Origin of the sequence: Pseudohoeflea suaedae (genome assembly GCF_004354915.1) — a bacterium.
In the GTDB taxonomy this organism is placed as follows: Bacteria; Pseudomonadota; Alphaproteobacteria; order Rhizobiales; family Rhizobiaceae; genus Pseudohoeflea; species Pseudohoeflea suaedae.
Map to the genome: position 1 here is coordinate 434198 of NZ_SMSI01000003.1, position 14056 is coordinate 448253.

The following is a 14056-nucleotide window of genomic DNA, read 5'->3' on the forward strand; positions in this document are numbered from 1 at the left end:
CCCTGTGGCCGCCCTTTCTTTTTCCGGGGCTGCGCAAGAGGTCTTTACTTGCCCGCCATGGCGGAACCGTGTTTAAAGCTGGCGCGGGGCGCAAACTAACGGGACAATTTCGATCGTGATCGGGTTTCTGCTGCAATTCGCGCTTGGGTTTCTCGCCGCCGCTCTTATCGCCTTGCTGCTGGCGCCCGTCATTCATCGCCGCATCGTCACGCTTACCGAGAGGCGCATGCGCGCCAGCGTTCCCCTGTCTGCCGCCGAGGTGAAGGCGGAAAAGGATTTCGCCCGCGCGGCATTCGCGGCCGAAAAGGCCAAGCTCGCAGTCGATCTGCGCAGCGAGCGCGATCGCACCTCCGTCCAGTTGAAAAAGAACATCAGGCTCGAGGAAAAGCTCGCCGAGGCGCGTGAGGAAGTGCTCGCCTTGACGCAGAAGAATTCCGAAGCGTCCGAGCAGGCCGGTCAGCTGCGCTCCCAGATCCGCGAACGCGATACAAGGCTCGAAACGCTGACGGGTGAAGCTGCGAAGGCAACCCGCGAGGTCAAGGAGCGCAGCAGCGAGATCGACAATCTGCGCCACCAGATCAATCGTCTGGAAGGCGGGATCGAAGAGATGAAGATCGACGTCGCCACCCGCGATACGGAGATCGAGAACTTCAAATCGCAGATCCAGGCACTGCGCGACGAGCGCGCCCGGCTGCGCGACGACCTGCGCAGCCGCACCGCTTCGGGGCGCGAGGCGGAAATCCGCCTCAAGCAGGAAACCGAGCGCGCCAACGATCTCGACGCGCGTCTGGCAAAGGCGATCGCGACACTGTCCGACCGCGAGCAGTCGCTGGAAAACCGCAGCGCCGAAGTGGCGCGCCTGCAGGAGGAGAAGGCCAGGCTTTCGATCGACCTGAAGGAAGTCACGGATGATCTGAAGGCGGCGGAAAAGCAGCGCAAGGCGCTGGAAAAGGATATCGCCAAGGCCGAAGCCGCAAGCGAGCGGGAGCGCAAGGCGAATGAGAGGGCTGTCGCGAAGGCCGAGGCCCAGGCGGAGAAAGATGCGACGCGCGACGCTGCATCGGTGACGCCGATCAGGAAATCTCAGGGCACGCCGGAGGCGGAGGCTTCGGAAAACAGGCCCGCCAGGCCGCAAGCCGACAACATGCGGCCGGCCGAACGCACATCTCCGGCCAAAGGCAAGCTGCGCGAGGCCGATGAGGCCCGCAGCGACGAGGAGCTGATCGAGCATCTGCGTCTGCGCCAGACCGCTCTTGCAGAGCAGCTGAAGAAGGCGGACAAGCCAGGTGGCGATGCCGCGCTTCGCAACGAGATTGCCGAGATTGCCGCTCTGATGATCGACCTCACGGTGCGCCGTGACGGCAAGAATGGCCCGATCACCCGCATCCTTTCGGGCAATGAGGACCAGATCGATGGAGCCGGCATGAGCCTCGCCGCACGGGCCAGGGCCCGGATGGAAGCCTCTTCGAACTGAGCGGCCAGGCGCGAGCGTGAAATCAGCTCAGCCGTCCCATGGCGCGGGCGACCTGCCAGAGCGCAAGGCCCGTGGCGGTGGCTACGTTGAGGGAATCCATTCCCGGCGCCTGCGGAATGCGGACGGTCGTGGTGCGCGCCAATATGTCGGCCGGCAGGCCGGGGCCTTCCGCCCCGACCACGAGCGCGGTCCGTCCCGCGGGCCGTATATCCGCGATGTCAGTCTTGCCGCCGGGAGAAAGCGCGATCGTCGCAAAGCCCGCCTTGTCGAGCGCTGCGAGAATGTCGCTCGCTTCGCCGCCCTTGCAGAAGGGCACGCGCAGCGCCGCGCCCACCGAAACGCGGATCGCCTTGCGGTAGAGCGGCGCGCAGCAGGTTTCGTCGATCACCACCCCGTCGGCGCCGAAGACGCCGGCATTGCGGAAGATCGCACCCATATTGTCGTGGTTGGAAATCCCGCAGCAGGCGACGACCAGGGCGTTGCCTGGCAATCGATCGAGGAAGCCCGCGAGATCCGGGGGAGGGGCATGCCGCCCGAGCGCCAGTACGCCGCGGTGCATGGCAAAGCCGGTGATCGCGTCCATGACCGCGCGGTCGGCGACATAGACCGGTATGCCGGCATCGAGCTTGTCGATGATCTCGCCCGCGCCCTCGAGCCGGTTTTCGAGCACCAGAAGTTTCTCGACGGAAAAACGTTCGGTTGCCCCGAGAGACAGAAGCGCGTTGAGCACCACCTTGCCTTCCGCGATGAAACGGTCACCGCGTCCGGCGATATCCTTCTCCTTCAGCGAGACGAATTCCGCGATGCGCGGATCGTCCGGGTCGCTGATGCGGATCGGGATGATCGGGTCGCCCATGCCTTAACGGCCGACCTCGATCGTGCCGAGGCGGGTGCCGGAGGAGGCGTCATAGACGAGAACCTGGCTTGCGCCGTTGGCGGTGCCGAAAAAGGCGATGCGGTCGCCGTCGACCGACATCGACACCACCTCGAAACCCGGCGGCAGGTCGATGCGATCGACCAGCGGGGTGCTGCTGGGGGCCGCCGGAGCGTTGCCGGACGCAGCGGGAACAGCCGCGACATCTTCGGCGGGGCGCGTGAACTTGTAGACAATGGCGGCCAGCACGGCCATAACACCGACAAACATGATGCCGATCGATACGGCGAGCAGCCGGACCATCTTGCGCCGCACTTTCTCCATTTCGGGGTCGAGCGGCTTTTCCTCGAGTTCGTCGGTCATCGGTCTGGTCATTCTCAATCCCTGAAAGGCAGGTCGGTCAGTTGCACGGTGCGTCTCCCTTTAACGAAAGCGCGGGCGAGTTGAAAGCCTTGGTTGTCGAAGGTGCGGGGGGGCGTCTTGACGCATGGATCGCGGCAGCCCTCGCTCCCGATTTCTCGCGCTCGCGGATCAAGACGCTGGTGAAGGACGGTCACGTGTCCATCAACGGCACGCCCGCCACCGAGCCCAATCGCAAGCTGCATGACGGCGACCGTGTCGAGATCATGCTGCCGGAAGCCGCGGATCCGGTTCCGCAAGGGGAGGATATCCCGCTCGAGGTTCTCTACGAGGACGCCGATCTCATTGTCATCAACAAGCCTCCGGGGCTCGTCGTCCATCCGGCCGCGGGCAACTGGACCGGCACGCTCGTCAATGCGCTCATCCACCATTGCGGCGACAGCCTGTCCGGAATAGGCGGGGTGAAGCGTCCCGGTATCGTGCATCGGCTCGACAAGGATACGTCGGGTGTGATGGTCGTCGCCAAGAACGATCTCTCCCATCGCCATCTTGCCGATCAGTTTGCCGATCACGGCCGCACGGGCGACCTCGAGCGCGCCTACAAGGCGATCGTCTGGGGGCGTCCCGATCCGCTCAACGGCACGATCGATGCGCCGCTCGGGCGCGCCCGCGACCGGCTCAAGCGCGCCGTCCGCACCGACAATGGCGACGACGTACGCCACGCGGTGACGCATTACACGGTGACCGAGCGCTATTGCGAGCAGTCGGACGCGACATCGCTGGCAAGCCTTGTCGAATGCCGTCTGGAAACCGGTCGCACGCACCAGATCCGTGTTCACATGTCCCATATCGGCCATCCGCTGATCGGCGACCGGGATTACGGCATGTCCTTCCGCACCAAGACGAAGAAACTGCCGGAGGAGGTGGCGAAGGTCATCGACCGTTTTCCCCGCCAGGCGCTTCACGCCTGGCTGCTGGCTTTCGAGCATCCATCCACCGGCGAAGTCATGCGTTTCGAGGCGGACATGCCCGAGGACATCGAAACGGTGCGTGCGGCTCTCGCCGGTCTCGACGCCGGGCAGGCCGGCTAGGCCGGGCCACCCGGCAGTTCGCCTGCCTGGCGCATCCCGCTTTCGCCTGCGCTTCATCCATCGTGTCATCCGCGCGTCTGTCGGGATCGCGCACCTGCGCCACCGCTGCGGTCAGGAATTGCAAATCTCGCCACAACCCTGGAATTGCTTTATAAGCAGATTGTGGAAGGCCCTGTAATGCATGCTGTCTGGGGACGATAGTTGCGGTAAGATGCTGAATTGCCGTGCCGCAAGAGCCTGATCGAGGCGCCGCCGCGCGGGGCGTGCTATCAAGATACGGAACGGTGGAAGGAGCCAAGCCGTGGAATCGACATTCATCAGCATAGGCCTGCCGGTTTCACTGGCAATCATCATGTTCTCGCTCGGTCTGGGCCTGACGATTGCCGATTTCACCCGTATTGCGGCCGCGCCCAAGGCCTTCGTCACGGGGTTGGTCGCGCAGGTGGTGCTGCTGCCGATCATCGCATTCGGTCTTCTTGCATTGACCGACCTGCCGCCACATCTCGCCTTTGGGGTGATGATCCTGGCTTTCTGTCCGGGCGGGGCTACCACCAACATGCTGAGCCGTTTCGCGCGCGCGGACGTGGCGCTGTCGGTCACGCTGACGGCTTTCGTCAGCCTGCTGTCGGTGATCACCGTGCCGCTTCTCATTGCTGCGACCTCGAGCTATTTCCTCGATCTGGGCGAGCAGGCGATCGATATTACCGGCCTGGCGATCAGCCTCGCCGTCATCACCATCGTTCCGGTGGCGCTCGGCATGATCACGCGCCGCTTCGCGAGCGCCTTCACTCTTCGCGCCGAACGGTATTTCTTCGGCGCTTCGACGGTGATCTTCGTCATCGTTCTCGCAGGCGCCCTGGCGAGCAACTGGGCGCTCTTCATCGCGAACGTCACGATCCTCGGCCCGATCCTCATCCTTTTCAACGTGGTTCTTCTGGCTGTCGGCTGGTATCTCGCGCGCGGGCTGAAACTCGGCGGCGCGCAGGCCGCGACCATCGCGATCGAGGGCGGCGTGCAGAACAGCACGCTCGGCATTACCGTCGCCTCGATGATCGCGGGCACGGCGATGCCGGATTACGCGCTGCCCTCGGCGGTCTACGGGATCACGATGTATCTGGTCACGCTGCCGGCGATCTTCCTGCTGATGCGCCAGCCGAAGCTGGTCGCCCGGCCTGCCTGAAGGCCCTAAACCGTCTCGTCGCTCACCTTGTCCATGGCCCAGCCGACGGAAAAGCCGTGGAACATGGTCGACAGCAGGATCGTGAGGCCGACGAGCGACCAGAGCTGGCCCTCGTTGATGAACTCCATGTGCCGTCCGGCATAGCACAGGTAATAGATCGAGCCGATACCGCGCACGCCGTAGAAGGCGGTGACCATGCAGTCGTTGCGTGAGAAATCGGCGCGGATCAGTCCCAATGCGCCGGCAAGCGGCCGGATGCCGAAGATCAGCACCAGGGCGATCAGCACATGCGACCATTGCAGGTCCTGGAAGAGCAGCGGCAGCACCACGCCGAGCGCGACGAGCAGCACGGCGGTCAGTGCATGTTCGAGCGATTCGGAGAAATCGTGGAGCCGGCGGTGGAATTCGTGGTCGGCCTCCTGCCGGCGCAGCGTCAGCCCCATCACCGCGACGGCGATGAAGCCGTAGCCGTGGACCATCTCGGTGGAACCGTAGCAGAGCAGCACGCCGGCCAGCGAGATGACGCCGGAACTCGTGTCGGCAACCGCCGAGCGGCGCGGAAACGAAAACAGCAGGATGCCGAGCAGCTTTCCGCCGCCCCAGCCCATCAGCGCGCCCATGAAGATGCGGTAGACGATATCGACACCCACCCATTCGAGCCCCCATATGCCCGGCGAAAAGCCTTCGGCGGCAACCAGCAACCCGAGATAGACGAAGGGGAAGGCGAGCCCGTCATTGAGCGCGGCTTCCGTCGTCAGGGTGAAGCGGACGGGATGCTCGGCGCCCTCCTGCGGGGGCCCCACCTGCACATCGGCCGCAAGCACCGGATCGGTGGGGGCGAGCACCGCGCCGAGCAGGATCGCGCCCGCGATCGTCAATCCGCCGGCCCAGACGCCCAGAAGCGCCACCGCCGCGATGGTGACCGGCATGGAGATACCCAGAAGCCGCGCCGTCGGCCCCCATTTGGAGATCGGTCCCAGCTTGTCGATCCGCATGCCGGCGCCGAACAACGCGATGATGACGGTCAGTTCGCTCACCACTTCCCAGGGCAGCGGGTTGGAACGGGGATCGGCGAAGTCCGGCAGGGGCGCGATGACCAGCCCGGCAATCACGCCGAAGATGATCATCAGCGGCGCGGAGGCAGGCTCGCGGTCGGACACCAGTCGCGGCAACCAGCGCGCGGCGATGATGATGACGCCGAGCGCGGCGAGCACGACGTGATAGGTCTCGAACGAAAACAGCGGCCTTGTCTCCGGTTATGTAAGCAAGCGTTGACCGGAAATTAGGGCAGGAACAGGGAAAGGGGAGGGCGGCGCGCTAGCGGGTGAGGACGACCTTCCGAAAGGTCAGCGAAATGCGGCGCGATCGCGCGACGCGTTCTCCCCGGATATTGTCGCTCTTGCGCGCCGGAATTTCATGGGTCCAGAGGTAGCGTGCCTCGTCCTTCAGCACGAGGGCCGAGCGCGGTTCGAGAATGACCGAGGATCCCCCGCCTGTTCTCCCCGCGATGCCCCTTGGGCGGAAGATCATCTCGCAACGGGAGAGCAGGCTGACCGAGACGATCGTGCCGTCAAAGCAGGGCTCGCAATCGATGTGGGCGCTGATGCCCTGTCCCGGCAGGTATTCGTTGGCGATAACCTGATCCGGCGGAGCCTCGAAATGGCCGGCCGCGACCAGGCGCTGCCCGAGCGTCGCGAGCCAGGCCGGCAACGGTCCCAGACGGGTCTCCCGCGTGACGGTCCGCGCCTTGTAGTCGTAGCGATAACCGAAATGCTGGACACGGCGCCTGAGGCCGCCGTCCCACAGGCCTTCGTCAAGCAGGCGCGTGATGTCGGCTTCCTCTTCGGGGTCGAGAAAGTCGTGATGATAGCTGGCGCCCTGTGGTAACGTCATATCTATCTGTGCCCGCTCAAACATTTTCGATTAGTATTTCTCTTGAGGGAGAATATATACGTAACGCATTCTCTGTCGTTGCTTGCAACACTTGTCCCGTCATCCTTTGTCTTGACGTGGATATAACCCGGGAAGTTGGAAAATTTGAAGGGATGCGCGAAGGGTGCCTCGTAACTGTTGCGCGCGGCTGCTCCGTCGACATCAAAGGCCCCATCATAGTGTCCACTATTAAGTGTGGTAATTGCTACCTTGCCATTGGGTTGGAGATGATTTGCAGCGCTACCCAGAAATCTACGGATAAGTACGTGATTGGGATTGCGTCCATAAATAGGAATCCTGCTTCCGACATTGGGAAATTGAAATACAATAAGTTTAAACTTCTGCCTACCAAACCAATTTGACAGTCGTGTTGCATCGACGCCTGCTCTTACAGTGACGCCTAAGCTTATTAGTTTCTTGGCGTTTTGCCTCATTAGTGCGTCTTGAACGGGTGGTACCTTGAAAACTGTCGCGGTCATGCTCCGGGCGGCGCTGCCGCTCATCTGCGCTAGCGAAAGAGAGAAGCTCATGTTCCCTTCCCCGACCAACAAAGCGGGTCCACTTCTGACTGCATGAACAAAATTGAATGGGGTGCGGGAATCCAGCACGCGCTTTAGTTCTAAAGCCGAGCTCAGGGTATCCGCATAGGCTTGTAAAGCTGCCTGTTCATTATGCCAGTATTCAGTTGCTGTCGCCATATGTTTCAGCTCCGTTGGAATAGCCGAAAAATGATCTCACACTGCGATTGCGAGTGGAGAATAACTGGATCCTTAGGTCGCTGCAGTGTCGTGGCGAGTTGACGTTTTGAAATTAATCTATTGAATTTAATTTGACGTTTTCATATCCTTGTGTTGAGTAATTTATCCTACTCTATCTTCCCTCCACGTAAGGGTGGAGGCGCGTGATGATACAGGCGGACGGGGTTTCGGTCGGTTGGTTATCCTTCCCTCACGCCCATGTGACCGCCCGCGCTCTTGAACCTCCAAATGGCCATTATTATCTGTCACATGGACAAACCCGGCGCGTATCCGGCCGGGGGTAAAGGCTCGCCTTCAGGGAGCCGATGATTTTTTGGAGGGTGCTGACATGGCCCAGGCAACATTGCCGACCGTTTCCAGTGGCGAAAACGGTCTTAATCGCTATCTCGCCGAGGTCCGGCGGTTTCCCATGCTGGAACCGCAGGAAGAATACATGCTCGCCAAGCGCTATGCCGAGCATGAGGACACCCAGGCTGCCCACAAGCTGGTGACGAGCCATCTGCGTCTGGTTGCCAAGATCGCCATGGGCTATCGCGGCTACGGCCTGCCGATCGGGGAAGTTATCTCCGAGGGCAATGTCGGCCTCATGCAGGCAGTGAAGAAATTCGATCCCGAGCGCGGTTTCCGTCTGGCGACCTATGCGATGTGGTGGATCAAGGCCTCGATCCAGGAATATATCCTGCGCTCCTGGTCGCTCGTGAAGATGGGCACCACCGCCAACCAGAAGCGGCTGTTCTTCAATCTGCGCAAGGTCAAGGGCCGCATCCAGGCGCTTGAGGAGGGCGATCTCAAGCCCGAGCAGGTTTCTGAAATCGCCACCACGCTCAACGTGTCGGAGGAAGAGGTCATCTCGATGAACCGCCGGCTGTCGGGCGATGCTTCGCTGAACGCCCCGATCAAGGCGAGCGAAGGCGAGAGCGGACAGTGGCAGGACTGGCTCGTCGACGATTCCGACAACCAGGAAGACATGCTCGTTGAGCAGGACGAACTGGAAAACCGCCGCTCGATGCTGTCGGATGCCATGGACGTGCTCAACGAGCGCGAACGCCGCATCTTCGAAGCCCGCCGGCTTCGCGAGGATCCGATCACGCTGGAGGAGCTCTCCGGTGAGTTCGACATCTCCCGCGAGCGCGTGCGCCAGATCGAGGTGCGCGCCTTCGAGAAGGTTCAGGGAGCCGTTCAGAAGGCCGCTGCGGAGCAGCGTGCCGAAACCCGCGACAACCTGCTCGCCGCGCACTGAGCGCGGCACCGGCAGGAAGGCAGGCGTCACGCCTGCCTTTTTTATTCCAGCACCGTTTCCCCGTCCTGTTTCCTCACACGGATCGGCCGCGTGCCGCAGTGCGCGGCAATCGCGCTGGCAAGGCCGGTCGAATGGGTCACCACCCAAATCTGGCTGCGTTCGGATGCCTGTGCGATCATTCCGGCAAGTGAGGGGATCATGTCGGGATGGAGGCTCGCCTCCGGTTCGTTGAGGGCGATCAGCGGCGGAAGGCGATAGGAGAGCAGCGCTCCCGCCAGAGCCAGCAGGCGGATCTGTCCGTCGGACAATTCTCCGGGGCGGAAAGTTCGCGGCGGGAAGGCCGGGAAGTTCAGGCCGAAAGTCGCCGTCTCGTCCGGGTAGGGGATGACCAGCCTGCCGCCTTCCAGCGCATCGGCAACCAGACGATCGAGATCGACCGTATCCTGCCGGATATGGGCGAGCGTGGCGAAGACGGAGGCAAGGTTGCCGCCGTCCTCGTCCAGCATCGCGGCAGTCGCGGCAATGGAGGGCTGGCGTACCGGCGCATCACGATCGCTTCGGAACCCATGGTAAAAGCGCCAGCTGCGTATCTGCGCTGAAAGATCGCCTATTTCCGGGTAATGGCCCGATTGACCGAGCACCGCCAGTCCGCTTTCCGAAGTCAGCAGCAGCGCCGGGTGCTCCATGCGCCGTCCTTCCCCATCGCGCGCGAAAACCGCGGGTCCGCGCCGGTCCATCAGATTTACCGGACGACGTCCGGTATCGAGAGTGAGGTGTTCTTCCTTGATCTGGGGTTCGAAGGGAAACGCGCCGGATACCGGTGGCGGCAAACCTGCCTCGACACGATAGGCAAGACGCGTGGCGAGCTGCGCGTCCTCGAAATCCGCCTCCAGGATGATGCGCGCCGATTCGTGCTTGCGGCGATTGCCGCTCCACATGGCCGATTGCATTCCGCCCTCGCGCACCACCTCCGTCGAGAAATGGCCCTCGGCGGCGGCTTTGACCAGTTGCAGCGCTCGGTAGAGATTGGATTTTCCGGCGCCGTTCTCGCCGACGAAGACCGTCACCTGTCCGAGATCGAACCGGACGGACCGCAATGAGCGATAGCCTTTGGCTGCAAACGAAACGAGACGCATGGTCCATCGAGTCCAGGATTGAAAGGCGGTGCGAAATCCACACCGCCCTTATAGCTTTCTGCCGGATTGTGGGTAGTGCGTTTCTGGAATCCGCAGCTCATCGTCATGCCGGGATCACGTCCGGGTAAGAGGGGGCGGCTCGCTTGGCGGCCGGGCCAATTCGGGATCCGCCGCCGTCGCACGCCTTCCGCGCCCTCAGTCGTGGCGGACGGTGCCTTGCGACAGGATCTCGATCACGGCCAGGCCGTCGGCCACCGGCGTGCGCGGTGTCTCGCCGGTCTCGATGCAGTGCAGGAAATGTCTCAGCTCGCTGGCCAGCGGCATGCCCTCGTCGATGGCGATATATTCCGGGTCGACCATCTTCGACTGGAAGCCGTTCTCGTCTTCCCAGACCTCGTGGTGGTAGACGGCGAGTTTCCTGTCCCAGGGCTCCATGTCCTCGAACACGGCCATGGCCTTCGAACCGATCACCGTCAGCCGGCGTTCGCGATAGGGGTTGAGCCGCGAGGTGAAGACGTGGCTCTTCACGCCGGAGGGAAAGCGCAGGTGCAGATGGGCGAAATCGCTCAGATGGTTGAGCACGGCCGAGCCCTCGCCATGGACCTCGACGGGGCGCTCGCCGGTCAGCGCCATGATGAGCGAAAGATCGTGCGGGGCGATGTCCCACAGCGCGTCGTTCTCGGAATGGAAGCGCCCAAGGCCGAGGCGGTGCGAGTGGATGTAGCGGATCTCGCCCAGCTGTCCGCCGGCCACCAGATCGGCAAGCGCCTCGAAGGCAGGGTGGTAGCGCAGCACATGGCCGGTCATGGCGGTCAGCCTTGAAGCTTCGGCGGCATCGACCACGCGCCGGGCGTCCTCCACCGACAGCGCGATGGGCTTTTCGACGAACAGGTGCTTGCCGGCCGCAATAACGGCGAGAGCGGCTTCGGCATGCTCGTGCGGGGGCAGGGCGAGGACGACGCCGTCGATCGTCTCGTCGGCCAGCATGTCCTCGAAGGAAAGCGCGACGCCGCCATTGGCCTCGACCATGGCGTTGGCCTTATCCGGATTGCGGTCGCAGACCGCGCCGAGCGCGCCGAGGCCCGCGAGCGTTCGGATATGGTTGCCGCCCCAGACGCCGCAGCCGACGACCGCGATTTTGAGATCAGGGGTGAGGGCTGCACGATCCGTCATGAATTTTCTGTCCGAGCTTGTCTGGTCGCATGTTGGGGACGCCTGCCGCTCGCCTTCGCAGTGCCTTCGATCAGGCCGCCGGCGAGCGCGTCCGCCGTTTCGGGGCGATGACTAGACCCGCAAACCCCGCATGGCAAGGGGCGGGGCGGATCCCTTCGGCGGCAGAATTGACAATCATGTGATTTTGCAGCCAGACCGCGCTTGACACCCGGCAGGCCCGCCCCTTATATCCCGCCCGACCGACCGGGGCACCACGCCGCCCCGCAGTCTCCTGGCGGAGTAGCTCAGTAGGTTAGAGCAGAGGAATCATAATCCTTGTGTCGGGGGTTCGAATCCCTCCTCCGCTACCAAAAATTGTTGACGACGATGATGAAAGTTGCCCTTGGTCGCCTAGAAGGCCGAGCAAGCCGTCGATTTTGATGTCCGTGCCCGTTTCCGTGGGGGTGACCGTGATCTTGTTGATCAGTCGACAGCATGCCGTTCTCCAGCGTGCTTGCGTGTTGTCTTGTGCGGACTTTTCCAGCTTAACGGCAGCGTCCGCATTCGGCGCTCATCACTGAACCCTCCAACGGCCGAAATGGGCGCGCGAAGCTGCCAGCCCCAAATGTGCTCTCAAGTCAGAAGAGTGCGATCTCGAGCCTGACTCCTGAAAGAAGTCACTCGCTGCTAAGCACGCAACCCCAAACTGACCGCGCCAGAAAGTCACTGCTGGGTCCCTCACCGGAGGGAACTGCCTGGCCGGATTCGTATCAGCGAAAATGCGCCGGCCATTTGCCTCCGGCATAGAATATTGTGCATTGCACAATTCATGAATTTCGGCAAAATGAGTGCATGAATTCCCCCGAACCCTCCGTTCTGGTCGTCGATACCAACCCTGCCCGTGCGGCTATCATTGAGGAAGGGCTGCGCGCGGAGGGGTATGGACGTGTGACGCTCGTCGTCGAAATGCACGGACTGGCCGGCCATATCGCCGCGCTCGAGCCCGATGTGATCGTCATGGATCTCGGCAACCCCAATCGCGACATGCTCGAAAGCATGCTTCAGCTCGCGCGTGCCATCCGCAAACCGATTGCGATGTTCGTCGACAAGTCTGATCGGGAATCGATGGAGCGCGCCATCGAAGCAGGCGTCTCAGCCTATGTGGTAGACGGGCTGCGCGCCGACCGCGTGCGGTCGATCATGGAAATGGCGATCAGCCGCTTCAATGCGTTCTCTCGGCTCGAGCGGGAGCTCGAAAATGCCAAGGGTGCGCTTGCCGCGCGCGCCACCATAGACAAGGCCAAGAGGCTTATCATGAAGACGCGCGGCATGGACGAGACGGAGGCCTACAACCTCTTGCGCAAGACGGCGATGAACCAGAACCGCAAGATGGTCGATGTGGCTGAAAGCCTGTTGATGTCGGCGAGCCTCCTGGGCGGCGACGAGGAGAATACGCCATGAAGCTGGTAACCGCCTCCTTTCTCCCGCTCCTTGATGCCTCGATCCTCATCGCCGCACGCGAGAAGGGCTTTGCCGAAGGTGAGGGAATCGATCTGCGTCTCAGCCGCGAGGTATCGTGGGCCAATGTGCGCGACCGGATGGCGATCGGCCATTTCGACGTGGCTCACATGCTCGCGCCGATGCCGCTTGCCTCCAATCTGGGCCTGACGCCGATTTCGGAGAGGATCATCGCGCCGATGGCTTTGGGCTCCGGCGGTAATGCCGTGACGGTTTCAAAAGCGCTGAGTGAAGCGCTCGACCTTCCGGTATCCCTCGACGATCCGGCGGAAGCAGGCAGATCTCTGCGTAGATTGATAGCTGCCCGGCAGTCGAACGGGGACGCGCCATTGCGCTTCGGCGTGGTGCATCCGCATTCCTCGCATTTCTTCGAGCTTCGCTACTGGCTGGCTGCCTGCGGGATCGATCCCGAAACCGAGATCGACACGATCGTGCTTCCACCGCCCTACATGGCTGATGCGCTGAAGCGGGGGACGATCGACGGTTATTGTGTGGGTGAGCCCTACAATACCGCTGCGCTCGAGGCGGGAGACGGCGTGTTGCTTACCACCAAGAACGCGATCTGGCGCAACAGTCCCGAAAAGGTGCTGGGCGTGCGAGAAGACTGGGCGGACGACAATCCGGAAATGCTCGGCGATCTCCTTCGCGCGCTCTACCGCTCGGCGGAATGGTGCGGGACCGTTGCCAACAGGCGCGAACTCGCCACCATCCTTTCCTCAGGCCAGTACCTCAACGCTTCGGCCGAGCTGCTCGAAGCTGCGCTGGCCGGCCCTGCCGGGTTCGAGCCGTTCGCTCATGTGGCGACCTATCCCTGGCAGAGCCACGCTTTGTGGTTCTACTCCCAGATGGTGCGCTGGGGGCAGGTTGAGCACACTGTGGAACATGCATCGACCGCAAGCCGGAGCTTTCGTCCCGATATCTATCGCGACGTGCTTGCGCCGACGGGCGCCCCTGTTCCGTCGGCCAATGCCAAGGTGGAGGGGGCGTTGCTCGAGCCGACTCCTGTCGGGGCGGGGCAGGCGCGACTCATACTTGGTCCGGACGGTTTCTTCGACGGGCGCATTTTCGATCCGGAGGCGCTTGATCGCTATATCAGTGAGCAGAGGCGGGCGCGAAACTAGTCAAACGATCGGCGTTCTGATTATGAAATAGGCAATTGGAGCATTTGCGCGGAAAAGAGTCATTTTCCAGTTGCATTGCAGAGTGCGTCGCACTATGAATTATCCCGCAGCGCGCAATTGAGCGTGTCTGTGAACCGGCAAAAGGTCGCCGGTCATTCGCGTCCAACGGCGGGCGCCCTTTCAGGCAAAGCTGCCAAACCACACTCAACCTGCTTCGACG

Annotated in this window: 13 protein-coding genes and 1 tRNA gene; 7 read left to right on the plus strand and 7 right to left on the minus strand. The window is 62.4% G+C overall.

Translation table 11 applies throughout. The features are described 5' to 3' along the window. Window positions 1–115: 115 nt before the first annotated feature. Window positions 116–1474 (plus strand): coiled-coil domain-containing protein, encoded by a 1359-nt coding sequence (locus tag E2A64_RS15660; RefSeq protein WP_133285428.1) that lies wholly within the window; start codon window positions 116–118, stop codon window positions 1472–1474. Between the two features lie 22 nt (window positions 1475–1496). On the opposite strand, the gene E2A64_RS15665 is transcribed toward E2A64_RS15660, so the two are convergent. Together E2A64_RS15665 and E2A64_RS15670 are read right to left on the minus strand one after the other, a co-directional pair. Continuing rightward, a complete protein-coding gene (locus E2A64_RS15665; RefSeq protein WP_244598320.1) occupies window positions 1497–2330 on the minus strand; it encodes a TrmH family RNA methyltransferase in 834 nt (277 codons plus the stop codon). A 3-nt stretch (window positions 2331–2333) separates the two neighbouring features. Continuing rightward, the gene (locus E2A64_RS15670; RefSeq protein ID WP_133285429.1) at window positions 2334–2723 is read right to left on the minus strand and encodes a DUF6476 family protein; all 390 of its coding nucleotides are present in this window, start codon (window positions 2721–2723) and stop codon (window positions 2334–2336) included. Between the two features lie 29 nt (window positions 2724–2752). Here E2A64_RS15670 and E2A64_RS15675 point away from each other — a divergent pair, with 29 nt between their 5' ends. Continuing rightward, window positions 2753–3799: an RluA family pseudouridine synthase gene (locus tag E2A64_RS15675; protein WP_133285430.1), complete on the plus strand. Its 1047-nt coding sequence runs from the start codon at window positions 2753–2755 to the stop codon at window positions 3797–3799. A 301-nt stretch (window positions 3800–4100) separates the two neighbouring features. Then, complete coding sequence (locus tag E2A64_RS15680) at window positions 4101–4979, plus strand: bile acid:sodium symporter family protein (protein WP_206662459.1); 879 nt, start codon at window positions 4101–4103, stop codon at window positions 4977–4979. A gap of 5 nt (window positions 4980–4984) precedes the next feature. Here the strand turns inward: E2A64_RS15680 and E2A64_RS15685 are convergent, their stop codons facing one another. The 3 genes from E2A64_RS15685 to E2A64_RS15695 all read right to left on the minus strand — a co-directional run bounded on the left by E2A64_RS15685 (window position 4985) and on the right by E2A64_RS15695 (window position 7609). Next, the gene (locus E2A64_RS15685; RefSeq protein WP_206662460.1) at window positions 4985–6193 is read right to left on the minus strand and encodes a cation:proton antiporter; all 1209 of its coding nucleotides are present in this window, start codon (window positions 6191–6193) and stop codon (window positions 4985–4987) included. A gap of 103 nt (window positions 6194–6296) precedes the next feature. Continuing rightward, entirely contained in the window at window positions 6297–6872 is a 576-nt protein-coding gene (locus E2A64_RS15690; RefSeq protein WP_133285432.1) for an alpha-ketoglutarate-dependent dioxygenase AlkB, read from the minus strand. A gap of 2 nt (window positions 6873–6874) precedes the next feature. Beyond that, complete coding sequence (locus E2A64_RS15695; protein WP_133285433.1) at window positions 6875–7609, minus strand: class I SAM-dependent methyltransferase; 735 nt, start codon at window positions 7607–7609, stop codon at window positions 6875–6877. A 388-nt stretch (window positions 7610–7997) separates the two neighbouring features. Between E2A64_RS15695 and rpoH the strand changes: the two genes are divergently transcribed. Then, window positions 7998–8909 carry an RNA polymerase sigma factor RpoH gene (rpoH, locus tag E2A64_RS15700; RefSeq protein ID WP_133285434.1) on the plus strand — a complete coding sequence of 304 codons (912 nt, stop codon included), beginning with the start codon at window positions 7998–8000 and terminating at the stop codon, window positions 8907–8909. Window positions 8910–8950: 41 nt separating this feature from the next. Here rpoH and E2A64_RS15705 read toward each other — a convergent pair whose 3' ends face one another. After that, window positions 8951–10045 (minus strand): AAA family ATPase, encoded by a 1095-nt coding sequence (locus E2A64_RS15705; protein WP_133285435.1) that lies wholly within the window; start codon window positions 10043–10045, stop codon window positions 8951–8953. Between the two features lie 195 nt (window positions 10046–10240). Beyond that, the gene (locus E2A64_RS15710) at window positions 10241–11218 is read right to left on the minus strand and encodes a Gfo/Idh/MocA family protein (RefSeq protein WP_133285436.1); all 978 of its coding nucleotides are present in this window, start codon (window positions 11216–11218) and stop codon (window positions 10241–10243) included. Between the two features lie 273 nt (window positions 11219–11491). Between E2A64_RS15710 and E2A64_RS15715 the strand changes: the two genes are divergently transcribed. The 3 genes from E2A64_RS15715 (at window position 11492) to E2A64_RS15725 (ending at window position 13836) form a co-directional block, all read left to right on the plus strand. Next, window positions 11492–11568: transfer RNA gene (locus E2A64_RS15715), tRNA-Met, on the plus strand. A 481-nt stretch (window positions 11569–12049) separates the two neighbouring features. Continuing rightward, the gene (locus E2A64_RS15720) at window positions 12050–12658 is read left to right on the plus strand and encodes an ANTAR domain-containing response regulator (RefSeq protein ID WP_133285437.1); all 609 of its coding nucleotides are present in this window, start codon (window positions 12050–12052) and stop codon (window positions 12656–12658) included. Beyond that, window positions 12655–13836, plus strand: a complete 1182-nt coding sequence (locus E2A64_RS15725) for a CmpA/NrtA family ABC transporter substrate-binding protein (protein WP_133285438.1) — start codon at window positions 12655–12657, stop codon at window positions 13834–13836. The genes E2A64_RS15720 and E2A64_RS15725 overlap by 4 nt, the downstream gene beginning before the upstream one ends. Window positions 13837–14056 lie beyond the last annotated feature (220 nt).

Bases quoted from the DNA above. Each gene is read 5' to 3' on its own strand.
- E2A64_RS15665 (WP_244598320.1), bottom strand. From the start codon at position 2,330: ATGGGCGACCCGATCATCCCGATCCGCATCAGCGACCCGGACGATCCG.
- E2A64_RS15670 (WP_133285429.1), bottom strand. From the start codon at position 2,723: ATGACCAGACCGATGACCGACGAACTCGAGGAAAAGCCGCTCGACCCC.
- E2A64_RS15690 (WP_133285432.1), bottom strand. From the start codon at position 6,872: ATGACGTTACCACAGGGCGCCAGCTATCATCACGACTTTCTCGACCCC.
- E2A64_RS15695 (WP_133285433.1), bottom strand. From the start codon at position 7,609: ATGGCGACAGCAACTGAATACTGGCATAATGAACAGGCAGCTTTACAA.
- rpoH (WP_133285434.1), top strand. From the start codon at position 7,998: ATGGCCCAGGCAACATTGCCGACCGTTTCCAGTGGCGAAAACGGTCTT.
- E2A64_RS15705 (WP_133285435.1), bottom strand. From the start codon at position 10,045: ATGCGTCTCGTTTCGTTTGCAGCCAAAGGCTATCGCTCATTGCGGTCC.
- E2A64_RS15710 (WP_133285436.1), bottom strand. From the start codon at position 11,218: ATGACGGATCGTGCAGCCCTCACCCCTGATCTCAAAATCGCGGTCGTC.
- E2A64_RS15720 (WP_133285437.1), top strand. From the start codon at position 12,050: ATGAATTCCCCCGAACCCTCCGTTCTGGTCGTCGATACCAACCCTGCC.
- E2A64_RS15725 (WP_133285438.1), top strand. From the start codon at position 12,655: ATGAAGCTGGTAACCGCCTCCTTTCTCCCGCTCCTTGATGCCTCGATC.